A 24,893-nucleotide genomic window follows, 5' to 3' on the forward strand; every position below is an offset into this window, starting at 1 on the left:
AAACCATAACCATAAACCTTTCTAAAACGAGAACCATGGCAAGCTACCTTAATCAGAATGAACTAGTAACATCGGCGATCTGCAATAAAGCGGATGATCGCCAGTTAAATGCGGAAGAAGAACAGGCGTATGCTGATCTGGATGCTGTAAGCCCGATTGATGAATTTGAGTTTCGCTGGGAGAAATTTATTGAAATTGATGTCACGACCAGGATGGCCGATGAAATGTTGCCTAAATTCCAGCAAGCTCTCCTTGCTTTTGATTCCTCTACAGATATGACAGTGGTAAAAGACAAAAGAGTATTGAGAATGAAATTTCTCAAAGTGGCCATTGCAGCCTGCATTGTAATACTGGGAACCGTGGTGGTGATGCAATACAATAATCCACAGTCGCCTGAAGAAACAGAAGCAATATTAGGAGCAGATAAAGGTGTTGGCCCTGGTGGATTTAAAGGCACCCTGTTCCTCTCGAACAATAAACCAATCCTGCTTGCAGAAATGGCCAGTGGTCAAACATTGGATGACGGTGTATCAACAATTGAAAAAAAGGACTCAGGTAGTTTGTATTACACCAGGAACAGCGATAAGATAAATGCAGAGGCGAGAAACAAATTGGTAACACCAAGAGGTGGTACTTACACCGTGCAATTGTCTGACGGCACGAAAGTATTTCTAAACGCTCAATCTTCCCTGGAATACCCAGTAGAATTTATTGGTAATACTCGAGAAGTGACTCTTAGTGGAGAAGCCTATTTCGAAGTAAGCCCCGGCAAAAAACCTTTTATAGTACACCATCATGGAAAAGAAATAAAAGTATTAGGTACAAAATTCAATGTAAATACCTATGAAAAAGAAAATCGATTAACAGCTACATTACTGGAAGGATCGATTGAATTAATTACGAACAATAAAACCATCATCCTTAAACCGTCCGAACAAGTTATTGTAGCTAATGGGAATATTACCACCCGGACTTTGACGCGACCTGAGAATGCCATTTCCTGGGTAAAAGGCAATTTCAGTTTTGAGAAAGTTACATTAAAAGATATTATGTATCAGATTGATCGATGGTATGATATTGATGTTGTGTTTGAAGAGGAGCCGAATGCAAGTCCTGTAACGATCAGGCGCGTTCCCATGAACCTCGAACTGTCTGAAATTTTGGATGTAATTAAAGAAGGAGACCGATTTTCATATACAATTACAGCCGATAAACAAAAGTTAATTATTAGAAAGTAATATACCATTGCCTATTCCTGTAAAAATCCTATCTATTGAAGAGCTAAATAATTTGCCAGAGATGTATCTGGGGAGATTAATAATTAGTCATCTCCGCTATTTTTTCCTGGTCCTTGACATGAAGGTCTATAATATGTAGACCTTCAATGCAAGGGCTTTTACAATCAATCTAATATCTTCTCGTCTGCAGCGCTTCGGCCAATGTTGCGGATATGAAAAATGCCTGGCCATATCTAACCATTTTACCTTCAAATGAACCTTCCTGTGGATTGTCACCTTGCAATAGCATTTATTGATTGCTGTATTATATTTAAGCCCAAACCGTGGAGCATACCATTGAACACTTATTCTTTTTTTGAAAAATGATTTTTGGGTCATACGATCCCCCATTTCTGTTTCTAAAAACACAATTATGAAGCAACTCTCGGTTTTACTCTGCTTAGGTGTATTGTTGATCTTGAATCCAGTGTACTCACATTGGGAAACAACCAAAAAAGAATATTCCTATGTCGCTCACGATAAGCCACTCAAAGATGTTATATACGAATTAGAAGATACATTCGGAGTATTCTTTAATTACCAAGAAAAAGATCTTAAACATGCCAAACACGTAACAGTTAATTGCAAATCTTCAACCTTTCAAGGAATGCTCGATTGCATTTTTGAAGGACAGCCAGTTATTCCCTACTTCAAAAACAACTTCTATTATCTAAAGTTACGAAATATCGGTGCGCCACCCAAGGCCCCTGATACTGTGAAAACGCAAGACGTACGCTTAATTGTTCGAGATGAAGAGAACAGACCCGTACCGAATGCAACAGTCTCCGTGGACAATGGTGCGCAGGGCAAAACTAATGATTCAGGAGAGTATCGAGTAGTTACAAGCCTACAATCGAAAAATATAATTGTTTCCAGCCGTGGCTTCGAAGACAAAACAATACCGCTTCCCTGTGAGCCAACCCAAAAGATTACATTAATTCTTGACTACACACCTTTAGTTGCTAACTATATCTCGGTCAACAAAAATGCGCCCTTATCTATAGGCCATATTCCGTTATCGACATTGTCCCAAGCCAAATCGCAAAATTTTCTAACCAATTTATCGGGGTCTACTACAGGATTGTTTATTAAACTTTCAAATGGAAGTTTACATACATCTGGAAGCGTTGTCATAAGAGGAGAAAGCAGAATTTATGATGGCATTTTAGGTAGTGATTTCGAGTTAAACGGACCACTGTTTATCCTGGATAAAATGCCAATACCTAATATTCTGATCAATCAATATGAATACCAGGGTGGAAATCCAAACAATGTTGGAAAGCAGCGCGCAGGAAATACGATTTTCAGAATAATTAGTCCAGATGTTATTGAATCTATAGAAGTATTAAAGGATGCGGCTTCAACAAGTATTTATGGAGCAAGAGGTGGTAACGGGGTTATTATTATCAATACGAAAAAGGGAAATATTAACACGCCTCAATTAACAGTAAATGGAAGTACTGGCTATGGTATTAGCAGGAGATACTTCAACTATTTGACCGCTCCAGAATACCGGGCTTTGCGACAAAAAGGATACGAATATGATAATATAAATTTCAATAAGCAAAATGCGCCGGATTTATACTGGCAAACCGATTCCACTAATAACTTTAATAAAATTGCGACTGGAGGCAGGGCTTCGATAGTTAAGGGATTTGTCTCGACCGGAGGTGTATCCAACCAGATGAATTATTATGTCTCGGCCGACTTTTATAAAGAAACGAGTCCATCAGAATATAAACTGCTAGGACAAGATTTCTATGACCGGGACATACATATACAGGGAAGTTTGCAGAATGTGTCTAGAAATGGAAAGGTAAGCATTGGACTTAATGGGTTATATTATTCTGGCAAAATCAATTCCGTTGGTAACGACTTTACTAAAATTCGACTTTTCAGTCCGACAGCTCCGCGCTTATTTGATTCTACGGGAAGCCTCACTTGGGGATGGGGTGCCAACAATCCTTTGGCTTTGGGACTAAATACATACAAGTCTTATATTGATAATGTGCTGTGTAATTTTGAAGCAGGATACCAGGTAGATTCAAATTTTTCACTAAAGTCACGGTTAGGTATCATAATGCTACAGAACAGCGAAAGTGTAATCATTCCGATAAAAGCACAGGACCCAAGTAAAAATCCAACCGGCAGTACCGAATTTGGGAAAACCTTTTATAAGAACACCAGGGCCGAATTTTTAGTCGAGTATAAAAGACAATTTGGAAAATTAAAGACCAATTCTTTAGCTGGTATCACCTTGGATCGACAATCAAGAGAGGATGAACGTTTATTGGCTACTGGTTATACGAGCGATTTGCAATTATATGATGTAGATGCCGCAGCTCTTACAGATGCAAGTAATGACGAAAGTAAATATGGATACGCGGGTACATTTATCAACTCGCAGTTGGAATATGACAAAAAATACCTACTAAACCTCACACTTCGTCGCGATGGATCATCCCGCTTTGGGGAGAAAAAAAGGTATGGGTTATTTGGAGCTGTCGGTGCCGGTGTAGTGCTAACAAAAGCTATAAAACTTCCTGAAATTATCAGCTTCGCTAAAGTGAGAGCAAGCTATGGAATCTCCGGCAACGACCAAATAGGGGACTACGGCTATAGAAACCTCTACCGAGTAATGGGTGGTAATGCTTACGCAGGTTATTCTACCGTGCAACCCTATCATCACCTCAATGAAAACTTCGGCTGGGAAGAGAAGCGCCAGCTCGAGATAGCGACAGATTTTACGTTGGCAAACCTGCTCAATTTCTCGCTGGCTTATTACAACAATAATTCTACAAATTTACTTACTTCCCGCAGCCTACCGAGCTTTACAGGTTTTGGAACGATGCTTGGTAACTCAGCCGCTAGAGTCCGTAATTCCGGAATCGAATTTTCGATTCATAAAAGAGGCAAAGAGTCGAATCCACTAAATTGGCAATTCGCCTTTTCTTTAACTATACCCAAAACAAAAGTGGTCAAATTTCCCGACCTGCAAAGCTCTAATTACGCCAACCTCATAAGATTAAATGAATCATTGAGCATGCAATTAGGCTATAGCTCGTTAGGTCTTAATACGCAAACCGGGTATTACGATTTTGTACACCGCAACGACGATTCGGTATTAAATTCAAAAGACTACTCCATTCTTGGCAATCTTGATCCGAAATGCTACGGTGGTTTTCAAAACATCATCGGACTGGGCAAATTTACCGTAGACTTTTCGTTGGAATTTGTAGTGCAAAAAGGAATCAACCAGGAGCTGTTATATTCTCCCATGTTGTATTCAGAAGGATACTCAAACGTCCCAGTTCAGTTTAAAAATTACTGGCAGAAACCAGGAGATAGTGGTCCTTATCAAAGGCCAACAGCTAATTCAGGATCAAAAGCCGCATCGACCTGGAACCTTCAGAAAAACAGTGATGCCTTACTGGTGAATGCCAACTTCATACGATTAAAAAATATCGCACTTTCATATACACTGGAAAAACTTAAGCACCGAAGACCAAAATTTGAAACGAAAATAATTGCCTCAGCGGAAAATGCATTAGTCATCACCAAATATAAAGGTGCAGATCCCGGTTCACAAAACTTCCGAGGACTCGCACCGTTGAAACGATTCACAATAGGCTTTCAGTTTAATGTAAAATAAGCAATATGAAAAAAGTAAAAATATTATTTGGGATATTGGGTATCGTATTGTTGTCAGCTTGCAATAAACTTATCGATGTCAAACCCGAAAATGAGCTGGATGTCCGTTCAATATATGCTAATGACCACCTTGCTACATCGGCTATAACCGGAATATATAAAAGTATGATGACTGAAATTGGGCCATATAATGGCCAGCTTACTCGTGGATTCATGCTGTCCACTGATGAGGTAATAAGATTCAACTCAATTGCCGATGATACCAGGTTTCTTAATCTTTCATGGAAATCAACCGATGTGATCATCGCTAATTTTTGGAATAAAAGCTATAGCTACATTTATCATTGCAATTCGGCCATTATTAACCTGCAAAAAAGTAAATCATTATCGGCCAATCTCAGAGATCAATTGGAGGGTGAAGCAAAGTTTCTCAGAGCATTTGTTTACTTTTACCTCGTCAATCTGTTTGACAGTATTCCTCTGGTTCTCGATATTGATACTGAAACTACCATCAAGCTAAAAAGAACCGCGCCCTCACTTATTTACCAGCAAATTATTACTGACCTCGCCGAAGCACAACAGTTGCTTCCAGAGAGTTATCCAGTAAACAGTATTTCACAGAATATCCGAGCGACTAAGGCAGCGGCAACGGCCCTATTAGCCAAAGTCTTCCTTTATACTAAAAAATACAACAGTGCTGATGAATTAAGTTCGAAAGTTATTAGGTGGGGAAAGTATACCCTGGAAAATAATCTTGCGGCTGCTTTTTTATCTGGAAGTAAAGAAACCATTTTCGCACTGTATCCCACGATGGACGAGTACAATACAGTAGAAGGCCGAATTTTCAGTATTAACCCGACAACAAATAAAGCATCTTTCGAAATTTCTCCTGGGTTACTCGCTGCATTTGAACCTACTGATTATCGAGTGGCGCAGTGGATGAACAGTTATGCGGGTGGAACTTCTACATTTAAAGTGCCCTGTAAATACAAGGTTTCCCAAGCTACCGATGGAAAAGTTACTGAATATAATACAATACTCCGATTGGCTGAAATGTACCTGATAAGAGCAGAGGCCAATCTGAAATTAGGCAATCTCCAGCAAGCAGTAGATGACATTAATGCAATAAGAAAGAGAGCGAATGCAACCATCCTATCGTCAACAGATCCACAAAAAATCAGGATTGCTCTTGAGCTCGAAAACCAACGGGAATTCTTTGCAGAGTTTGGTCACAGATGGTTTGATCTTCGCAGATGGGAATCTGTACAATCAAATTGGCAAACCAGGGCAGACGATATCTTAGGACAAAGCAAAAAACAATATTGGGCAGGTTATAAAATTAACCTGCCCATACCGGCTGATGAACTTTTAAGGTCTGATTCCTTGACGCAAAACGTCGGATACTAGTTCAGCTACCTTATTCCGCATCTCTATCTGAATAGATAATGACTGTAGGATAAAAGTAATGCTGGCCATAGTGAAAGGGGTAAAGACCCATACTAAAAGACGATGAAAAGGTATAACCCGGATACAGAACCGAAAGCCGGTAAATTTCAACATTTATGTCAGACACGGTTCCAACTGGGTCTGACATTTCTTCATCGCGGTACCAGGTGTAATTGGCAAAATTGCATTGTTTACTCACAGATTTAACACTCTGTTTTGCAGGAAATGCATTTCCAATAGTCATTAATACAAGACCGACTGCAACGATAGCTTTGAGATTTTGTCTCATAATTGTGGGTTTAATGGTGAATAATAATAGCAATTAATGCACGCCAGTGGGCGTAATAAAAGGTAGGATGGCTGTTAATTCCAGCCGGCGACTATCATTGCGGGATTTGATAACAAAGGTACATATGATGATTGGAAAAATGCCAATAGAACCAATCACACAAATAAAAGTTATCGGGATTTTGACTTCTGTCAAAAAGGAAGCAAATGGGAGTTAGAATTAGAAATAAACTGACCACGAATACAGTGTTTTCACTGTTGGCTAATAATTATCATTAATATAATAATCCCAAATTGTCAAAGCACTATGGCAATAACGAACGCTATTAAACTAAGTTTTGAGGCCTGGAAAAACCGAATCGGGCATATCACCATTTTCATAGGAACGTTGTGTAGTATCGTAAGCTTGTTTATGGGATGGCTAAATACTATAATTCCACCTATCTATATAACAGCCACTAAAATTGCACTGATTTATGCTTGTGTAGCTGCACTAATATTAATGGTGTGCAAAACTATTCGGGAGGGGACGGCACCTATTCCGGCCGGGCTTCATCAGCCTGGTCAGTCCCAACCGAGATTTATTTTCTCCAGCAAAATGAGAAATCGCGCCAAAATATGCCAGCAAATACTTTATTGGTTACCTGTACTCCTTATGATTTGGCTTGTCTCAATTTTTTGGACAGAAAAAGGAAAATGTGAAAAACAACAAATGATCACAGGGGTCAAATTATACAAATTTACCGATACTGAAAAAGATCCTTTTTCTGCAAGTGTATACAATTATTTACAGGATAACACAACTAGTCATTCCTTGGTAATTGATACTGTCAACCAATTCATTAATCTGAATAAGATCCGACAACCTTCTGACGCTATTCCACTGCTTGGTTGTTTTGGAAAAGGATTGATAGTATTTGGTAATCGCACAAAAGAAGAGGGCAGTTTTTATTGCAAAATCTGTATTAAAAATATTAGGGATGAAATTACGGATACGATTGGGCCATCAAACCGGATCATTACGATTCAAGATCCCCCTTACTTTGATATAAAATTTGACAAACAATATGAAGTAGTTTCCAAAGTGGTGCTTGCTTTAATCAATTATCAACAAAATAGTTTTGATTTAACTATCAGCTTACTGAAGCCTATTGTGGAGAATCGACAGATAAATAACCCCAAATTTATTGCAGCTTGCTATCTAATTATGGGTAATAGTCATTTTAAAAAAAAGGATATCTCGACCGCATTAGAGCTATATAAAATAGGAGTAAACTTTGATCGAGACAATCCACTTTTACAAGGAAACCTATTGGCGATAGCCAAAGATAGCTTTGAAACGGCTAGATTTATTATTGAAAACCTACCCAAGGGATTTAACACCAATATACAGGATTCAGAGGAACTAGAATGGTATCATGAACATGTTTGGCGTCCATTGGGCGCTTTTAAGAATCTGATTGCCATAGGAAAATTCGGATGCATTTACCAAAATGCAGAGGGGTTATGGGACGGCGCGATCTATTCGAAAGTTGGAGTAACTAAAATCTTTTTTAATTCTCCTGATCTTGGAAGTGCCCAACTAGAGTTTGATAGATTTTTAGGATTAGCAAGTGTTCCGCCAGGAAAGAAGTATCCCTTTGATTTTAATAACCCTTAGTGTAAAAAAGCATAATAGAACGTAATTAGCAATTCAATCATTTACTCAATTTGCAATTTTTTTTTTGAGAAAGTTATTAGTCGATGAAATTCAACGTTGTACATTATCTAGTATAGCGAACCTATGCTTTATTATTTAACCATCTCTTAAATTTGCTCACAAGATTTATTGCGTGCTCTCGCTGATAACAGTCACTAACATTTGGAAATACATAGAAATTTTATTTACTTTTGACCCGTTCCTTTTCCCACCTTATCCTCGCAGGTACACGATTGATTCGCTGTCTTTAATCTAATCTTCCATTTTTACACTACTACACAACCATCAAAACTAGCAAGCCTGTATGTACAATCCCCAGACGCACTATCGCGCCTTATTCTCTGTAGAAAAGAAAAATCAATTAGACGAGCACGATATTTTTAAGCGTTTAGTAAGCCATATGGGAGGATGGCTGAAAACACATGAATTCTTCCGAGAATTAGGCGCACATATTTTTAAACGTGAATTATACGTAGGAGGTAAAAAGGTCTTTGGGAATAAGAATGCCTGTTTTGAAGTAAAAACAAACAATTATAACGAAGAACTACGGATACCATCTGCATGGGTTATGCGGATGGAGCATTTTGATAATAACTACCGGCAAAGAAAATGGCGAATTGATGTAGCCATGAGTAATATTAGGCCAGAGTACTGCGAGCTCTCCGTTACAGTTACGCGTTTCTTGCGCGATGATTATATGGGGGAAGAACCACCAGTGCCACCTTCCTCTGTACCTCGATTTGTAAGTAAAATCCTGAATGACGATTTTTTAAAATGTAGTGTTGGGGCTAAGAAAATCGAATCTAATGCTCAGGTTTTAAAAGCCGGCGAAGGTCGGCCGCTTTACCAGTTTATTACGCATCCTGGTAGGATCGTTCCTGTAATAGTTATTAATATCCAACACGCAAAAAATATAGTGGTCCCTGATGGTCTGCAGAAATTGGTATTGGGAAGCGGAATTGTTTACTATTACGATGATCAATATGTCCACCAGGAGTTGGCCTACGACTGGGGACAGGCTGTGGATCATTATCAATGTCGTCCCGATAGCATACGAGTATATCTTCCGGAGTTAAATGTTGCGAGCTATAATGATTGGAAACGCCATCGCTATTTTTCGCTAAACGATTATTTGAATAATCCTGAAGATTTATTGAGAGTCATAAGTCAAAGTGTTTTTAGGGTGAGTTTTCGTAACGTTCCTTTTGATCATATCACCAACTTTGAAACATTATACATTCTTCAACAACGACAAAGAGTTCAACAACTTCGCGCGGCTGCGGCCAATAGTCAGCGGAGTAAGGAGGAAGAAGAATACCTTACGGCGTTAGAGGATGAAAATGTAAGAACTACCTCTGCATTAAAGACAAATGAAAATGCTCTTAACAGTGAAAGAGAAAGAAACATAACTCTGGAAATTCAAATTGAAGAACTGACAGACCAGCTTAAAGTAACGCGAGAGCAATTCGGGCAAGTTACCCAAACGCAGAAACACCTACAGGAGCACATGGAGAATGTTAATTCGTTGAGGAGTTGTTTTCAAACTTTTCCCTCTTCAATTCTCGAGCTAGTCAATTTGTTGGAAACATTATATCCTGATAAAGTTCATTTTTTGGATGAAGCCCGGCAGTCAGCGGAAGATGCCTCATTCAATATTCTTTCTGAAGCCTGGGAAGTATTAGTTAAAACTGCTACTACCCTTTACGCTTTATATTTTGAAAAAGATTCAAAGAACATCGAGTTGGATTTTAAAAATGAAACAGGCTACGAAGTAAGTTTAAAAGAAGGTGGCCAAACTAAAAATGATGCTAAACTGATGGCTTTAAGAACTCGACTTTATGAAGGCAATTCAATTTCAATACTTCCCCACGTTAAATTAGATAAAAGTCAAAAACATTTAAGGGTACATTATTTCGTAGATCGAACCAAAAACCTATTAATTATTGGTCATTGCGGAGATCACCTGGATACAGCCGGCACTCAACGAAGAAAGGAAAGAGCATGATAGTAGTTAATAATAATCAGGATGGATAGCATTTTAAGTCATTTCGTAAATAGCTTGGTCGCCAAAACTGGTAAAGTGTATTTTGAGTTAGGCGAATCTGAGAAAATTGAATATAAGCAAAGCCTGCAAGTTGTAGGTGAATCCGTAAATAAATCCTATTTAAAAACGATTTGCGGCTTTGCAAATAATCGAGGAGGAGTAATGGTTTTTGGAGTAGCACCTGAAAAGTTAGAATTAGTAGGTATTCAGGATAAATATGAGAACCTTGACAACAGGTTTTTTAGCTCGACTTTGGCGGACAATGTGGATGGTTCTTTCGACCATAGCTTTTTTACTTCCAGAATTGAAGGTTTATTAATTGGTTTTCTTGTTATTAAGGAAGCGAAATCCAAACCGGTTATCTTAAAGTCTAACTTTGACAATTCAGGCGAGAAAGGTACGGCTGGCGATATTTACTTTCGATATCCAGGCAGAACTTCAAGAATATCCTTTGCCGACCTGAGAACTCTGATCTCAAACGAAGTGAGAATTAAAATTAATAAAATACTTAATAGGGTAGAATATATAGCGGCGCAGGGAACTGAAAACATTGCATTGTTGAACACCCAAACCGGGGAACTTAATACAGAGGCAGAATCGGCAAGATTCATCTTAAGCAAGGAAATTTTAAATGAAATAAATTTCATCGACGAAGGCAGGATCGTTCAGACTGAAGGAGCACCAGCTTATGTAATAAAAGGAATAGTTGAAGTCGCCAATGAAAAAATCGTTGAAAAAAAGGTAATTCTTCATTCCAGTGATATTTTCACCTCTTTTTTTTCACAAAAATGCGAAGAACCTTTAGAGTATATTAAAGAGCTACTATACAAGGATAGTCCCTATTATCCTTTGTTCTACTTTATTAAGAGTGCTAACCTGACCATCGACAAGGCTATTGAATATATTAATACTCAAGTCGAGCACGATATAAAAAGTACTACTAAAAACAAGATAATTAACAGGCTTACTGCCAGGGTGGTGTCTGTTGCCAGAAGTGCATCTTATCTATTTTTAAAGAATCATTCGCCTATCCCAAGGAATTTGTTTAAAAAACATATCAAGGAAGTTCTTGAGGCATTCACTCATTTAGCCTACCAGGACTTTCGTGCTAACCCAGAATATTACTTAAAAATCCTTGGCCTTTTTTATAAAGAAGTTCGTCACATGGACACGATGCCGAAAACGTTCTTTAGAAAAGCTATTTGCATGTGTGATGAAGCATTGTTTAGGTAATAGTAAATATGGTAAATAAGCTGTCTCTTATAGACAATCATACCAACTATACCTTTTAAGTAATAAAAAAACTAGTTGTGCATATTGAAAAACTGACAGATGATCTTATCGATGATGCAATTTTATGGTTCGGCGAACCTATCAATGATTGGAAATTAACCAGGATCGAATTTAAAGAGCAAGGTCCGTATACAAAATACTATCCTCATGCTGGAGAAATCTCCATTTGTCTTTCAGAAAAAGTATACGGTGATAATTTTCAATTGATTTTACAATTATCCCATGAAATCTGCCATGTATTACATCCAAGTATAGAATACCCCAGCCTTGTTTGTAACAAGACATTGGTAATAAATGAGGGGATATCTACATTTTTTTCAATTTTATCCTCGCAAAAGTATTTTACAGAAGGAAAGGATTTAGCACTCTACAGTCTTCGTCATCACTCCCCTAATTATTATAATGCTTACTTATTAATGGATCGACTTCTACAAATTGATTTAACTGCGATAAAACGCTTAAGGGATGTTCAGCCCAGAGTAGATAAATTACTTGCTTCTGATTTTAAGAAATGTAATCTAAATGTTTCTGAGGGATTAATCGTTGAATTGCTTACCCCCTTTAAATAAAATAGACTTTTCGAGGCTAGTGCTTAAAACCGCTGTAAATCCTGCATTTATTGATTTTAATCAATCCAAGACCCCTTAAACACCTACTACTTAAAGGTAGTTCTACGCAATACCAGTCTGTTGTATTTTCTATATTGCGATAAACTCATTGAGTAATCCCTACGTAATTATATATGTCAATTTTTAACGCCGCCCCATCCGAAAGAGAAAAATTTAACTTCGAACGACGTAAGCATACATGGGGAATTGTTAAATGGTTTGTTGTTAGCGTCGCTATTTCTTCCGCTGGTTTATTTATCGAACAGGGCTTTAAGGAACGATATACCGGAATCCAAGAGATGCAAGCGTTCGATAAATATGTTGAGCCAGTATTTCATATCGACAATTGGGAGGAAAGATGGCGCTTATCTGAATTTTATTCTATAGTTACTCCTACAGATCGATTAAGAGAACGATGGGAAGATTATCATAAGCATTTAAAGAAAGAACGTGATAGTATGGTCAATCTTAAGCAAGAAAAAGAAGTCATAATTAAGTCTGGTAACAAAACGAAAGAAGCTACCAGGAGACTACAAGAGATTAACCAACAACTTGAACAATTTAATCGTAAACTTTTACCTGATAATATTCCGAAAAAAAACGAAAGTGTAGTTTATGAAGGAGAGCCAGCAGGAGAAGTAAAACTTAGAAAGCAAGCTGAAGTCATTAAAAATAAAATTGAAGCAGGAAATTATTATAGCTTGGTCGATTATTTTGATAATGCCGAAAAAGCCAATATGCAAGCTGTAAAAGATGTTATCGAAACTTTAGGAATCCATTTTGGAGATATTAACTCCGGTTTTACACGAGACTATGATCATGCTATTTATTCCTGTAGATATGGGGTTGCTTCATTGCTAAACCAATCGAAGGTAATAATGCCGGCTTTTAAAGCAGAATTTTCAAAAGATAGTGTTTACTTAAGCATTGGGTTGGATGATGAAAAAAAAGAAGAGCTGAGTTTATCGCTTCAAGGAATAGATTGGAACAGGGTATACAATTTTGTAAAACAATTTTTTATCGCACGCCTAAGCAGATTTGAATAAGTATGAAAAAAGGGAAATTGGCTATTTTTGCGCTTATTATTGGAGTAATATTAATAATTATTTCTCCTTTCCTTCTAACTCGCAACTTGGGATGGATTATTTTTGATGATAAAACTGGAAGCATTGGAGATACTATTGGGGGCATTACATCTCCGATATCTTCTTTACTGGGCGCATTCCTGGTATATTTAGCATTAAACGCACAGATTAAAGCGAATAAGATAATTCAGAAGCAGTTTCGTAAACAACAACAGGATGCCAATTACGAAAAGGCACTGGCTAATGCTATGGAACAAATTAAATTTATAAGGGGAGATATTAATCAATGGACGGTTGTTGGTAAGTACGAGATAATGCGAGAAATCGGAAGGTATGAAATCTCCACATTTCAAGGAGTTGAAGCTATTGGATATATACTAGAACATCATCATAAAAATATAAATGAATTTGAAAAGTCGAATCTGAAAGGGCATTTAATGCAAATTGAAAGCTTATTGGATAGAATGCTTGAAACTGTCAGTTTGATACATAATAAACAATTTTGCAAGGACGACCATGATTACCTTATTAATACTTTGAAAGGCGTTTATATGCGCATCTTACCTTACTTGTATGTAAATAGAAATTCACTCCTGGTGAAATGACCGAAATCTGCAAAGAGTTAATCGTGAAATTAAAAACCAGGTTGCCAATAGATGGAAATGCACTTGATTGGCAAAGATAAGTTTTGTAAAAAAGATCTAAAATTTATCAACGTACCCAATGATCATGCCAAAATACCAAAAAACTTAGAAGATTATTTTACCAAGGTAATAGAAGTTTTAGATAAAATAGCATTTAATTAATGATCAAAGTGTTATTACTGTTGAGATATATTTTATAATTACTATATTGTTTGATAAGTAGCCTATTTTATGAAGCGTTTAATGATAGTTTTCCTTTGTCTTCTTCTTTATGGTAGCGGTTATTCACAGAATATCCCACTAAACAAATTGCTATCCTTTTCTGGAGACATTTTCGCAAACGTTGCAGAAAAGATTATTGAATTTGGCTGGGAATTCAGAGGTCAATTCACTGACTCTGTTGAAACACAAGTTAGATGGTCTTACAAACTAGATGCAAATACTGAGAAGGCTAAGGCTTGGCTTTATTGCTATAAAGATTTGAATTCAGATACAATTTGGAGGGTGTCCATGAATATCTTACATAGCGAGTATTTGAAATATTTTAAGGAGCTCTCTATTCACGGCTATAAAAAACTAAGCACCTTCGTGTACGAAGGTAACTTGTATAGTTGCTTCAGAAAAACTGCTGCGAAGTTCTATCTATCAGTTGAACTGGTGAGTTCTCTTCCAAAAAAAGGTGAAGAAAAACAAATTAACCAGTATGAAATTTACATTTCGATGGAAAAGAATTATTAAATGGCAAAAATGTGCAGTCTGTTTGAAAGTTTTTACTAAGAATGCAAAGTGTTATGTCGAAAAACGAAAATTTAATTGACAGGATCACGACAAACCCGGAAATCAATTTCGGGAAACCAACTATTCGAAATACCCGTTATGCCGTTGCCTTCATCCTGGAGTATATGGCCGGTGGTGACACTCCCGAAGATATTTTAAAAGAATTCCCCGATCTGCAAAAAGAGGATATATTAGCCTGCCTGGCTTATGCTGTAGCCTGTATTAAAGCCAAAGACATTATAAACCCTCTTAATCATTGAACTGCCGCTAGCGTCTGATAATTTGATTATACGGTCCTTTTACTTTTTTTAGCAGCTTTAACAGTTGACTCCTGGAGAATATCTTCTGCACTTAAGCCTGTCTCTTTTTTAATAAGATCCATATAAAGCGTTGCAATCGCCGTTAGTTTTTTTATATCATTTGTCCTAAACCATCTATCGATAGTATAGACTGTGCAATCATGTTCAATCGCAATTAGAGCTTTTAGTCTGTTATTGCTTTTTAATTCTTTAGCAAATTTGGCAGAAATAGTCATACTCAAATTTTGTTTGAAATAATTGTACAACAATAATGAAGCTCTTGGAATGTAACAAAATCGTTTATGATGATCAAAATTGATGATCAATGTTGACCTACCTCCCGATGCTGGTTAAGACCACAAAAAAACTCCCGACTATTCAGTCAGGAGCTTACTGGCAACCTTAAGTGCCCAGGATTATAAATATGCTTATGCAAGAATAGCTAAAAGGCATATAAGCAACAAAATCATTAGTGATCATCAAAATTTAGGAAAAAAACGTCAATTTATTTTTCAGATTGGTTTCCAGTAAATTCTTTATATCCACCAGGTCATCAAATCTTAATTTAGCTGTGCTTCCGGTTATTTTACCAGCTCGCAGTAAATCCAGATTTGTGTAAACAAAATGGGGAAGACGAGTATACCGAATGGCTGGATTTAATTGTAATTCGTCCGGGAGTGTAATATTACTAAAGAATTTTTCTAACGCTGCAATATCCTCAGGCTTAATATTCATGTCGCAAATATAGTCCCCAGGATTTTATTATTGGATGAAGTAATTTTCTTGCAAAGCATTCCTGTAAATAAATTCTTCCATTGGTAAAGAATCTCAGACCTTCTTTTTCTTTTTTGGCGGTGCTGGCAGTTTTTTAATAAGGGGTATTTGTACATCTTTGGCGGCTTTGTGCTCGTCCCATCCTTTCCAGATCGCCGGTTTACGGATTCTACCGCTTTCGGTCATTTCGGCATATTCAAAACGTCCCACATAGATTGGCTTCACCCAGTGAATAACGGCCCCATCGGTATCCAACACTTCGTTAATACATGGAGACTTTTTGATTTCAATAGCGGACAACTTTTTTAGAATGCCCGGCATTTCCTCGTCCTTATATCCGCCGCCGCTTCGACCCAGCCATACGAGCTCATCTTCCTCATTATGGGCGCCAATTAAAAGAGAACGGAAAGAACGGTTTTTGTCGGATTCTGCCCAGCCAACGATGACAAATTCATCTACTCTTTTCACCTGGATCTTTAGCCACTGAAAGCTGCGGTCATTTTGCAGGTATTCACTCTCTTTTCGTTTGGCTACAATGCCTTCCCAGTGGTGCTCCTGCATCGCGGCATAGAGTGCCTTTCCATCTTCGAAAGATTGCGAATATTTGACAGACTCAGTATCTGTGATAATGGCGCGCAGTATTTTTTTTCGTTGTGTAAGCGGCAACCCGGACAAATCGTAGCCGTCCAGCCAAACAATATCAAAGACGTAATAAGTGATAGGTGTGCGTTTACCATTATACAATTGAACGGCGTTAAAATGCGGTCTTCCATTTTCATCAAATACAACAGCTTCACCATCCAGTACCATCTTATGTTTTAATTTTTTAAGTGATTCTTCAATTAATGGATAGCGTTTTGTATAATCTTTATGTTTGCGGGTATCCAATCGCACTTTTTTATTATCGATAAAAGCCGTTAATCTGTAACCGTCCCATTTTATTTCGTACAAGTAATCGTCATTTGCGGGAATTTCTCGCACCGCGGTACAAAGCATGGGTTGTACCCTGCCAGGCATGGGCGCTTTTGTACACTGCTTCATTAATTGGATAAGCGATTGTTTGGCCATCCGCTAGTTAGTATTATTCCATTCATCCTCAATTGGTATGCCTCCTATTAGGCTGCCCTGGCATCAAATTTATGGAGCTAACCAAAACACTTTTTTATGGCAGATAATCCCAATAAAAAGAAGGCGGATGCCAAACGTGTTAGCCAGCAACCGCACGAGCAGGCCTATCAAAAACGAAAGGCTGCCAAAAAGAAAACAGCGAAGAAGAAATAAATAAGGTAAAGCCAGCTTTTGCAAGCTGGCTTTTTTGCACTAAGCGGGGAAACAGAAAGGCCGTTATAGATCGTTGGTTTTACAATGAGGCTTTATCCTTTCTTCGTTACAGATCGTACTATTTTAGTTACAGCCCGTAATGAAAAAACCATCCTGTTGTAGGATGGCTCTTTCACTCTTTTAACTCATTGGTTTTTCATGGACGAATTACGCAAAGGAAAGGTTCAACGGCGCAAATTTTCATAAATATATTCTCGCAAATCATTGACGTGATTATCTTTTAACTCTTTGTCATAATTTTTCCAAGCCAGGTCAACAATGATCTTCCGGTCAACACCTATTAATTCACTGAGAAAATGTAATTGGTACAATTTGAATTTGTACGGTTTTTCGATGAGTTTATCCATCGTTTTACTGTTGGTCTTCAAATCATCGCGAAATACCGATTTCGGACAATGCCGGAATATATCTTCAAACTCCGTAATGTCGCCTGAAAGCAGAAATTTTTTCACAGTAAGGTATCGCTCGTCTTTAATCATCTTCCGCAGGCAAAATAATTAGTAATTAGTTCCTTAAAAGGATCAATCATCCTTTTTACGGATCAACAGTCCGTTTTGCGGATAAATTGTCCGCTATTGATATTTGCTTGTTTATTAGCGCAGTTAACTGCGATAGTGAACGAAAAAGGGGAGTGTTTATACTATTTCAATACAAAGATATAAACATAAAATTTCAATTACTAAATTTTTTAGTACGTTTGTCCTCGCAAACAACTCCCCTTGTTTGGTTATCTAAACCTTATCCTGCTTTTTTTTGAGGACTTTGAATTCGTGAACCATGCCAACCAAACAAATAGACACTATTGCGCAATTGCGCCGGGATATTCTTTCCCTGGAAGGATACAACCCTTTGCCCGGTGAAAAAATAGACATTCAATGCCTGCCGATCGAACAGGCATTTCCTAATGAATCGTTTCCACCTGCCGCCCTCCATGAATTTATCAGTCATGGTCCTGATAGCCTTGCAGCAACAGCCGGATTTATAGCTACGCTGGTGTCGGCATTGATGAAACAGGGCGGTGCCATCGTATGGATCAACAGCCGACCCGAAAGAATCTATCCACCAGCATTAAAGCAGTTTAATATCGTGCCTGAGCACGTGTTGTTTGTTAGCCCAAAACGGCCAAAACAGCTCCTTTGGGCTACAGAGGAAGCGTTAAAATGCAATGGTTTGGCGGCTGTAGTGTCAGAAATACCAGATTTGGATTTTATACTATCGCGCCGTTTGCAATTGGCAGCTAAACAAAGCCGTGTAAGCGGTTTTATCCTACGCCCCAATCCTGTTAGGATAGTGAAGACCGCTTGTGCCTCACGTTGGCAGATCAATCCCATATTGAGCGTCTTGCCCGACGAAATGCCGGGCATTGGTTATCCGCGCTGGCACGTTGAATTAAAGAGGGCGACCAATGGCAAGGAAAATGTTTCCTGGCAGATGGAATGGACAGGTGAGCGGTTGCAGGTCATTACTGCTGGTATTGCTGCTGAGGAATTCATGCATAAAAATGTTGGGTGATGACGGCCAAACGATTTTTAACGATATGGTTCAAACACCTCCATGCGGACTGGCTATGTCGCAGGAAGCCGTCACTTAAAACCGTTCCCTTTGTTATTGCAGCACCCCAGCACGGTCGAATGGTCATTACCGCCGTGAACCATCTTGCCGATGCCCAGGAAATTGAAGTCGGTACAGTAGTTGCCGATGCCAGGGCTATTTACCCGGGATTGGAAGTAGTCGAAGTATTTATGGGACTGGCAGAGGGGGCGCTGGAGCATTTAGGCAAATGGATGATCCGCTTTACCCCCACGGTAGCCATCGATGGCGATGATGGTCTTATCCTCGATATTTCCGGGTGTGCGCATCTTTGGGGAGGTGAGGAACCTTATCTTAAAGAAATTCATCGACGTTTATTGGGATTTGGATATACAGTGAAAGCGGGTATTGCCGATACCATAGGTGCGGCATGGGCCATCACGCATTTTGGCAAGGGTTATCCTATCGTTGAAAGAAACGGGCACCAAAAAGCCATCATGACTTTGCCACCGGAAGCGCTACGGCTTGAAGAAAAAACGGTGACACGATTGCATAAACTGGGCCTGCACCAGGCAGGACTTTTTATGCATATGCCGCCCTCTTCCTTGCAAAGACGCTTTGGTAAGCAGTTATTGATACGTCTGCACCAGGCTTTAGGGACAATTGAGGAAATCATTGAACCCATCAAAATGAGTGAGCCTTACCATGAACGTTTGCCGTGCCTTGAACCCATAGTGAACGCCGTTGGTATTGAAATAGCCCTACAGCGTTTGCTCGACGCATTATGCATACGATTAACCGCCGGGGAAAAAGGATTACGTTCTGCTATCCTGAAGGCTTTCCGCGTTGATGGTAAAATTGAGGAAATAAGTATTGCTACATCTCGCCCTTCCAACAGCCCGGGGCATTTGACAAAGCTGTTCAACCTGAAGGTGTCAACGATTGAACCAGCACTCGGCATTGAACTTTTCGTACTGGAAGCTGGCGGTGTCGAGGACGTTACTCCTTTTCAAATCAAGATGTGGGAAGCACCATTAGGGTTAACGTCACAACGGGTCGCGGAATTAATCGATACCTTTTCGAGTGAGTTGGGGGTAACGGCCATTAACCGTTACCTGCCTGCTGAATTTTATTGGCCGGAAAGAGCCTTTCGAAAAGCCTCCTCATTGGAAGATGAACCGGCGTTTGAATGGAACATGGCTATTCCCCGTCCGCTGTATTTCTTGGTGCCACCAGAAAAAATAAAAGTCACTGCGCCCATTCCTGATTACCCGCCTATGAATTTCCGGTATAAAGGAAAACTGTATGAAGTAAAGCATGCTGATGGACCGGAGCGCATTAAACAGGAATGGTGGATACAACAAGGGTTACACCGGGATTACTTTTATGTAGAGGCAACTGCTACCAGTACACTATCAAACGATCAGTTGACTGAGGCCGGATTTCGTTGTTGGATTTTCAGGGCCGGACATTACTCTGCAGAGCGAAGTCCTGAATGGTTCTTACACGGCCTGTATGCGTAACGGAGGGACCAGGTATGAGTTACACGGAATTACAGGTGACGACCAACTTCAGTTTCCTGCGTGGTGCATCACACCCGCACGAACTCGTAGAATATGCCGCCAAACTCGGCTATACGGCCATAGCGGTTACGGATCGTAATTCTGTTGCCGGGATTGTCCGGGCGCATGTGGCTGCAAAGGAAAAAGGCATAAGGTTAATTGTGGGGTGCCGATTGGATATAACAGATGGCCCCAGCCTTTTAGCCTATCCCATAAATGCCAAAGGCTACGCCAATCTTACCAACTTACTCACCACTGGGAACCTGCGCGCTGAAAAGGGTTCCTGTGCATTGAAAAAGGCTGACGTTTACCAACATGCCAGCGACCTAAAGTTTGTTGCTATTCCTCCAGCCGTACTAAACCGGTCCTTTGATTTTGACCGCAGCTTTAAAGAATCTCTTAAAGAATACAAGCACCATTTAGGTAATCACCTGTACCTGGCGGCGCAGTTTTCTTATAATGGTCATGATGGTAAAATTCTGTATCGCCTTTCGCGGATGGCGGCAGCATACGAAACACCACTGGTGGCCGTCAATGATGTATTATATCATCATCCATCCCGCAGCGAATTACAAGATATCGTTACCTGCATCCGGGAAAAATGTACGATTGCTAATGCAGGATACAGGCTGCAGAAAAACACTGAACGTTATTTGAAGCCGGAACGGGAGATAAGACGGTTGTTTGCCAGGTATCCCGGTGTTGTTGACCGCACGCAGGAAATCGTTGATGCCTGTACTTTTTCGCTGGAAGAATTAAAATATCAATATCCTGATGAAGTCGTGACACCAGGTAGAACAGGACAGGAAGACCTGACTATACTCACCTGGGAAGGCGCCAATCGGCGATATAAAAACAGTATACCTGAAGAAGTCCGAAAACAGGTCGAATATGAACTGGCTTTCATAGAAAAGAAGAACTACGCCAAATATTTCCTGACCGTGTATGATATGGTCAGGTATTGCCAACAGGAAAAGATTCTGTGCCAGGGGCGCGGTTCTGCCGCTAACTCTGCTGTTTGCTATTGCCTCGGTATTACTTCGGTTGACCCTACTAAGTTTAAACTCCTGTTTGAACGCTTCCTATCAGAGGACAGGAACGAGCCACCGGATATTGATCTGGATATGGAGAACAAACACCGTGAAAGGGTTTTCCAGTATATCTATAACAAGTATGGGCGCAAACGAGCCGCCATTGTCGCCACAGTAATACGGATGCAGGAAAAAGGCGCCGTCCGTGACGTTGGACGGGTGATGGGGCTTTCTGTCGATACCATTGATCGGCTGTCGGGTGTTGTCTCCTATTTTTCCGAAGAGGGCTTTTCTCCCCACCGTATTGCGGAACAGGGATTGAACCCAGAAGACAAACATTTGCAAAAAGTACTGGAACTCACAACGCAGTATATCGGTACGCCGCGGCAGCTCGGCCAGCATACAGGTGGTTTTGTCATTACTAACGACCAGTTATCGAACCTGGTACCTATCATGAATGCATCGATGGCCAACCGGACGTGCATTGAATGGGATAAGGACGATATTGATGCGATGGGCTTTATGAAGGTGGATGGTTTGGCACTGGGTATGATGACCTGCCTCCACAAGGCATTTGACCTGATTAAGCTGCATTACGGCCTCGACCTGTCCTTAGCTGATGTCCCGCTTGATGATCCAGAAGTCTATGCCATGCTTTGCCGTGGGGATTCCATCGGGGTGTTCCAGGTAGAAAGCTCTGCGCAACAATCCATGCTTCCCCGGTTGCGACCTGTATGCTTTTATGACCTGGTGATACAGGTTGCCATTGTTCGTCCCGGCCCGATTATCGGCAATATGGTGCATCCGTTCCTGCGGCGTCGCAACGGACAGGAACCTGTGCATTATCCTTCCAAAGCAGTTGAAGAAATTTTAGGCAGGACATTAGGTGTGCCATTATTCCAGGAACAGGCTATGGAGCTGGCGATCAAGTTGGGTAATTTTTCAGGGTCGGATGCCGATAAACTGCGTAAAAGCATGGCCACCTTCAAAATGAAACTGGGCGTGGTGAACCAGTTTGAAGAGAAGCTCATCAAGGGGATGCTGGAAAATGGCTATTCGATTGAATACGCACACCATTTATTCGACCAATTGCGCGGGTTTGGCTCTTATGGCTTTCCAGAATCGCATGCGGCCAGCTTTGCCTTATTGGTCTACGTCTCCGCGTGGATTAAATGTAAGTACCCCGATGTGTTCGCATGTGCCTTGCTTAACAGTATGCCGATGGGCTTCTGGCAGGTGGCACAAATTCTCATCTGTGCGCTTAAGCACGGCGTAATCGGTAGACCCATTGACATCAACCATTCGTATTGGGAAAATACGTTGGAGGAAAAAGTCGGACAGTATCGCGCCCTTCGCCTGGGCTTCCTGCAGATCAAAGGTATTCGTGAAGATCAAATAAGACTGCTCTTATCCAAACGACATAGGCCGTTCAGGACTATCGACGAAGTGCGTAATACGGGTATATCAGAGGCAACGCTGCAAAGGCTGGCGGATGCTGATGTGTTCCGCTCGATGGGGCTGGACAGGCGCCAAGCATTATGGGAGGTTGTAAAAACGGACACGTTAAAGGGGATTTTTGAGGGGCAGCCTTCCGAGATGCCTGCGGAAATGGTGGATTTACCTGTAATGTCCGACGCTGAACACGTAGTACACGATTACGGGATAACGGCTTTATCACTGAAAGGTCACCCTGTTTCTTTTATGCGTCCTGCACTACAAAAGATGGGGGTCGTAACGGCGGCTGATATTACCAATATTCCCGATGGCCGACATGTGAAGGTGGCAGGGCTGGTTTTGATAAGGCAACGTCCGGGAACCGCTAAAGGAGTATGTTTTATCTCTCTTGAAGATGAAACGGCACAGGTACGGCTAGTCATCTTTCCCAATGTTTTCGACCGCGATCGAAGAGAAATCCTTGAATCTTCGTTGCTGATGGCAGAAGGCCGACTGCAAAAAGAAGGCGATGTTATACATGTGATTGTGACCCGTTGCAAGGATTTTAGCCAGGAAATCAAAACGCTGTATGCTGAACTTCCGGAGATAGATGAAAGCACCCTATTGCCGGCCAGCCATCCCAACGATACACCTTCATTGCCAGAAAAATTTATTCCCACCGCAAGGAATTTTAAATAACGAATTGGCAATGGCATAATTACGACATACACATGCCAATATTACAATGTCGACTTTATACCGTCTTTTAAGTAGCGAATATTTCAAAATGAAAATTAAACAAATATCTATTGAGACAATCAATGCAACTACTATCATCTATTACTATTTAATCAGTAAAATTCAATGCAATACAGGTTTCTAAATTTTCGGCAAGGAAAGTTATTTCTCGTGTATCAAAATCAAAAAGTAAAACATGACCCTGTGTATTAATAGCTATGGGATTACCCGAACCATCATCGCTGATAACATAACACTGTAGTAACTCAGGAAATAGATTATTATGCGCCGCAATCTTTCGTCCGGATAATGTTAGATCAATGACAGTTTCTTTTCCTACGGAACTACCATTAATAAAAGCATGGATCGAAATACCGACGAATACCCCTCCAAATTGCTGAATGAATGTTTTGTAATCATGGTGAAAAGAAACCTTCAACACTTTTTCACCATAGGCAATTTCTTCGGGCGTAGCCGGCTTACCTTTTAATTGCGGGTGCTTAGCTAAATAAGAAGCTATTCTATTCAATAATTCAGTATGCACACAAAAGTTTTTATCTCTAAAAGGTATTGCATATTTCCGAATCTCTTACCGGAAGAAGTCATGCGGTAGCAAGCATCACCCCACTCCTCCCCTTCTGTTGCGTCGCACGCTTGTACGGCAGAAATACTATTCATCTTTTCTTTCTTCCTCTCTTCATTTAATTAGACTTCCGTATTGTTTTCCTCCGAGCCTACGCACTCACCTGGAAAAAAATCTCCACCCTCCTAGGGTCGGGTAGTATTTTTTTCTGGCGGCTCGTTCTCCGGCCTCCGGTAAACAATCTACAGCGTTGCTGGCGAAAAAGAAAGAACGCGGCGCAGCCCGCCATTTATCAACAAAAAAATAAAGATTATGAAAACAATTTCTTTTATCGGCAGATTAACAAAAGACGCTACTGCGAACACATTAGAGAGCGGCAAATCGGTGATCAATTTTACCGTCGCTATGAATTTCCCCTACAAAGATAAAGAGGGTAATAAGCAGCAAAAAGTTACCTATTACGAATGTGCCTACTGGAAACAGGAATCTAAAATTCAGCCATATCTCACCAAAGGCATGCAGGTTTCTATAGATGCGTGGCTATATGCAGATGCCTACATCAACAAAGAAGGCGAGGCCATAGGCGTCATACGCGCCACCGTTACAGGCATACAGCTATTGGGCAACAATACCCCGGTGACTGAAACCAAAAAGAAAGGCAAAGACAAAAAAGAAACTAAATCCGTTGCCTCCGAAAAGAAACAGGCAACAGCCGAGGATGACCTGCCATTTTAATTAATTATATCAAATAAATCGCAGTAGTACCGCCTGCGGGATAAAAATTAAAGC

At 40.0% G+C, this 24,893-nt stretch carries 21 protein-coding genes; 15 read left to right on the forward strand and 6 right to left on the reverse strand.

Annotated elements, in window-relative coordinates; genetic code table 11:
• Positions 1 to 35: 35 nt before the first annotated feature.
• The 3 genes from AC5JBY_RS25630 (at position 36) to AC5JBY_RS25640 (ending at position 6,335) form a co-directional block, all read left to right on the forward strand.
• Entirely contained in the window at positions 36 to 1,238 is a 1,203-nt protein-coding gene (locus tag AC5JBY_RS25630) for a FecR family protein (RefSeq protein ID WP_495907517.1), read from the forward strand.
• Positions 1,239 to 1,650: 412 nt separating this feature from the next.
• The gene (locus tag AC5JBY_RS25635; protein WP_495907518.1) at positions 1,651 to 4,929 is read left to right on the forward strand and encodes a SusC/RagA family TonB-linked outer membrane protein; all 3,279 of its coding nucleotides are present in this window, start codon (positions 1,651 to 1,653) and stop codon (positions 4,927 to 4,929) included.
• Between the two features lie 5 nt (positions 4,930 to 4,934).
• On the forward strand, positions 4,935 to 6,335 hold the full coding sequence (locus tag AC5JBY_RS25640) for a RagB/SusD family nutrient uptake outer membrane protein (protein WP_495907519.1): 1,401 nt from the start codon (positions 4,935 to 4,937) through the stop codon (positions 6,333 to 6,335).
• A gap of 10 nt (positions 6,336 to 6,345) precedes the next feature.
• On the opposite strand, the gene AC5JBY_RS25645 is transcribed toward AC5JBY_RS25640, so the two are convergent.
• Positions 6,346 to 6,663: a hypothetical protein gene (locus AC5JBY_RS25645; RefSeq protein ID WP_495907520.1), complete on the reverse strand. Its 318-nt coding sequence runs from the start codon at positions 6,661 to 6,663 to the stop codon at positions 6,346 to 6,348.
• Between the two features lie 306 nt (positions 6,664 to 6,969).
• Between AC5JBY_RS25645 and AC5JBY_RS25650 the strand changes: the two genes are divergently transcribed.
• From AC5JBY_RS25650 to AC5JBY_RS25685, 8 genes are all read left to right on the forward strand, one after another.
• Complete coding sequence (locus tag AC5JBY_RS25650; protein WP_495907521.1) at positions 6,970 to 8,322, forward strand: hypothetical protein; 1,353 nt, start codon at positions 6,970 to 6,972, stop codon at positions 8,320 to 8,322.
• Between the two features lie 343 nt (positions 8,323 to 8,665).
• Positions 8,666 to 10,366, forward strand: a complete 1,701-nt coding sequence (locus tag AC5JBY_RS25655) for a hypothetical protein (RefSeq protein ID WP_495907522.1) — start codon at positions 8,666 to 8,668, stop codon at positions 10,364 to 10,366.
• 21 nt (positions 10,367 to 10,387) lie between these two features.
• Positions 10,388 to 11,638 carry an AlbA family DNA-binding domain-containing protein gene (locus tag AC5JBY_RS25660; protein ID WP_495907523.1) on the forward strand — a complete coding sequence of 417 codons (1,251 nt, stop codon included), beginning with the start codon at positions 10,388 to 10,390 and terminating at the stop codon, positions 11,636 to 11,638.
• Positions 11,639 to 11,715: 77 nt separating this feature from the next.
• Positions 11,716 to 12,267, forward strand: coding sequence for a hypothetical protein (locus AC5JBY_RS25665; RefSeq protein WP_495907524.1), 552 nt, complete (start codon positions 11,716 to 11,718; stop codon positions 12,265 to 12,267).
• Between the two features lie 173 nt (positions 12,268 to 12,440).
• A complete protein-coding gene (locus tag AC5JBY_RS25670) occupies positions 12,441 to 13,352 on the forward strand; it encodes a hypothetical protein (protein ID WP_495907525.1) in 912 nt (303 codons plus the stop codon).
• A gap of 2 nt (positions 13,353 to 13,354) precedes the next feature.
• Entirely contained in the window at positions 13,355 to 13,996 is a 642-nt protein-coding gene (locus tag AC5JBY_RS25675; RefSeq protein ID WP_495907526.1) for a hypothetical protein, read from the forward strand.
• Between the two features lie 270 nt (positions 13,997 to 14,266).
• Positions 14,267 to 14,773, forward strand: a complete 507-nt coding sequence (locus AC5JBY_RS25680; RefSeq protein WP_495907527.1) for a hypothetical protein — start codon at positions 14,267 to 14,269, stop codon at positions 14,771 to 14,773.
• Positions 14,774 to 14,826: 53 nt separating this feature from the next.
• Complete coding sequence (locus AC5JBY_RS25685; protein ID WP_495907528.1) at positions 14,827 to 15,072, forward strand: DUF433 domain-containing protein; 246 nt, start codon at positions 14,827 to 14,829, stop codon at positions 15,070 to 15,072.
• Between the two features lie 26 nt (positions 15,073 to 15,098).
• Here the strand turns inward: AC5JBY_RS25685 and AC5JBY_RS25690 are convergent, their stop codons facing one another.
• The 4 genes from AC5JBY_RS25690 to AC5JBY_RS25705 form a co-directional block, all read right to left on the reverse strand.
• Entirely contained in the window at positions 15,099 to 15,347 is a 249-nt protein-coding gene (locus tag AC5JBY_RS25690; protein WP_495907529.1) for a hypothetical protein, read from the reverse strand.
• A gap of 250 nt (positions 15,348 to 15,597) precedes the next feature.
• Entirely contained in the window at positions 15,598 to 15,846 is a 249-nt protein-coding gene (locus AC5JBY_RS25695) for a DUF6965 family protein (protein WP_495907530.1), read from the reverse strand.
• 93 nt (positions 15,847 to 15,939) lie between these two features.
• Positions 15,940 to 16,953: a non-homologous end-joining DNA ligase gene (gene ligD, locus AC5JBY_RS25700; protein WP_495907531.1), complete on the reverse strand. Its 1,014-nt coding sequence runs from the start codon at positions 16,951 to 16,953 to the stop codon at positions 15,940 to 15,942.
• Between the two features lie 437 nt (positions 16,954 to 17,390).
• Positions 17,391 to 17,705, reverse strand: coding sequence for a hypothetical protein (locus tag AC5JBY_RS25705; RefSeq protein WP_495907532.1), 315 nt, complete (start codon positions 17,703 to 17,705; stop codon positions 17,391 to 17,393).
• 298 nt (positions 17,706 to 18,003) lie between these two features.
• On the opposite strand from AC5JBY_RS25705, the gene AC5JBY_RS25710 reads away from it, so the two are divergent.
• The 3 genes from AC5JBY_RS25710 to AC5JBY_RS25720 are packed head-to-tail and all read left to right on the forward strand — an operon-like array spanning position 18,004 to position 23,482.
• Complete coding sequence (locus tag AC5JBY_RS25710) at positions 18,004 to 18,738, forward strand: ImuA family protein (protein WP_495907533.1); 735 nt, start codon at positions 18,004 to 18,006, stop codon at positions 18,736 to 18,738.
• The gene (locus tag AC5JBY_RS25715; RefSeq protein ID WP_495907534.1) at positions 18,738 to 20,279 is read left to right on the forward strand and encodes a Y-family DNA polymerase; all 1,542 of its coding nucleotides are present in this window, start codon (positions 18,738 to 18,740) and stop codon (positions 20,277 to 20,279) included. Before AC5JBY_RS25710 ends, AC5JBY_RS25715 begins: the two co-directional genes overlap by 1 nt.
• Positions 20,280 to 20,293: 14 nt before the next feature.
• Entirely contained in the window at positions 20,294 to 23,482 is a 3,189-nt protein-coding gene (locus AC5JBY_RS25720) for an error-prone DNA polymerase (RefSeq protein WP_495907535.1), read from the forward strand.
• A gap of 148 nt (positions 23,483 to 23,630) precedes the next feature.
• On the opposite strand, the gene AC5JBY_RS25725 is transcribed toward AC5JBY_RS25720, so the two are convergent.
• Complete coding sequence (locus AC5JBY_RS25725) at positions 23,631 to 24,065, reverse strand: SMI1/KNR4 family protein (protein ID WP_495907536.1); 435 nt, start codon at positions 24,063 to 24,065, stop codon at positions 23,631 to 23,633.
• Positions 24,066 to 24,416: 351 nt separating this feature from the next.
• Here AC5JBY_RS25725 and AC5JBY_RS25730 point away from each other — a divergent pair, with 351 nt between their 5' ends.
• Positions 24,417 to 24,839 (forward strand): single-stranded DNA-binding protein, encoded by a 423-nt coding sequence (locus AC5JBY_RS25730; protein ID WP_495907537.1) that lies wholly within the window; start codon positions 24,417 to 24,419, stop codon positions 24,837 to 24,839.
• The last annotated feature ends 54 nt before the right edge of the window (positions 24,840 to 24,893 follow it).

Source organism: Paraflavitalea sp., from assembly GCF_059502485.1.

What these genes read in the sequence shown, in the direction of transcription:
- AC5JBY_RS25680 (WP_495907527.1), top strand. Translation starts at nt 14,267, where the DNA reads ATGAAGCGTTTAATGATAGTTTTCCTTTGTCTTCTTCTTTATGGTAGC.
- AC5JBY_RS25655 (WP_495907522.1), top strand. Translation starts at nt 8,666, where the DNA reads ATGTACAATCCCCAGACGCACTATCGCGCCTTATTCTCTGTAGAAAAG.
- AC5JBY_RS25650 (WP_495907521.1), top strand. Translation starts at nt 6,970, where the DNA reads ATGGCAATAACGAACGCTATTAAACTAAGTTTTGAGGCCTGGAAAAAC.
- AC5JBY_RS25690 (WP_495907529.1), bottom strand. Translation starts at nt 15,347, where the DNA reads ATGACTATTTCTGCCAAATTTGCTAAAGAATTAAAAAGCAATAACAGA.
- AC5JBY_RS25715 (WP_495907534.1), top strand. Translation starts at nt 18,738, where the DNA reads ATGACGGCCAAACGATTTTTAACGATATGGTTCAAACACCTCCATGCG.
- AC5JBY_RS25630 (WP_495907517.1), top strand. Translation starts at nt 36, where the DNA reads ATGGCAAGCTACCTTAATCAGAATGAACTAGTAACATCGGCGATCTGC.
- AC5JBY_RS25720 (WP_495907535.1), top strand. Translation starts at nt 20,294, where the DNA reads ATGAGTTACACGGAATTACAGGTGACGACCAACTTCAGTTTCCTGCGT.
- ligD (WP_495907531.1), bottom strand. Translation starts at nt 16,953, where the DNA reads ATGGCCAAACAATCGCTTATCCAATTAATGAAGCAGTGTACAAAAGCG.
- AC5JBY_RS25670 (WP_495907525.1), top strand. Translation starts at nt 12,441, where the DNA reads ATGTCAATTTTTAACGCCGCCCCATCCGAAAGAGAAAAATTTAACTTC.
- AC5JBY_RS25730 (WP_495907537.1), top strand. Translation starts at nt 24,417, where the DNA reads ATGAAAACAATTTCTTTTATCGGCAGATTAACAAAAGACGCTACTGCG.
- AC5JBY_RS25705 (WP_495907532.1), bottom strand. Translation starts at nt 17,705, where the DNA reads ATGATTAAAGACGAGCGATACCTTACTGTGAAAAAATTTCTGCTTTCA.
- AC5JBY_RS25660 (WP_495907523.1), top strand. Translation starts at nt 10,388, where the DNA reads ATGGATAGCATTTTAAGTCATTTCGTAAATAGCTTGGTCGCCAAAACT.
- AC5JBY_RS25675 (WP_495907526.1), top strand. Translation starts at nt 13,355, where the DNA reads ATGAAAAAAGGGAAATTGGCTATTTTTGCGCTTATTATTGGAGTAATA.
- AC5JBY_RS25635 (WP_495907518.1), top strand. Translation starts at nt 1,651, where the DNA reads ATGAAGCAACTCTCGGTTTTACTCTGCTTAGGTGTATTGTTGATCTTG.
- AC5JBY_RS25640 (WP_495907519.1), top strand. Translation starts at nt 4,935, where the DNA reads ATGAAAAAAGTAAAAATATTATTTGGGATATTGGGTATCGTATTGTTG.
- AC5JBY_RS25645 (WP_495907520.1), bottom strand. Translation starts at nt 6,663, where the DNA reads ATGAGACAAAATCTCAAAGCTATCGTTGCAGTCGGTCTTGTATTAATG.
- AC5JBY_RS25710 (WP_495907533.1), top strand. Translation starts at nt 18,004, where the DNA reads ATGCCAACCAAACAAATAGACACTATTGCGCAATTGCGCCGGGATATT.
- AC5JBY_RS25695 (WP_495907530.1), bottom strand. Translation starts at nt 15,846, where the DNA reads ATGAATATTAAGCCTGAGGATATTGCAGCGTTAGAAAAATTCTTTAGT.
- AC5JBY_RS25685 (WP_495907528.1), top strand. Translation starts at nt 14,827, where the DNA reads ATGTCGAAAAACGAAAATTTAATTGACAGGATCACGACAAACCCGGAA.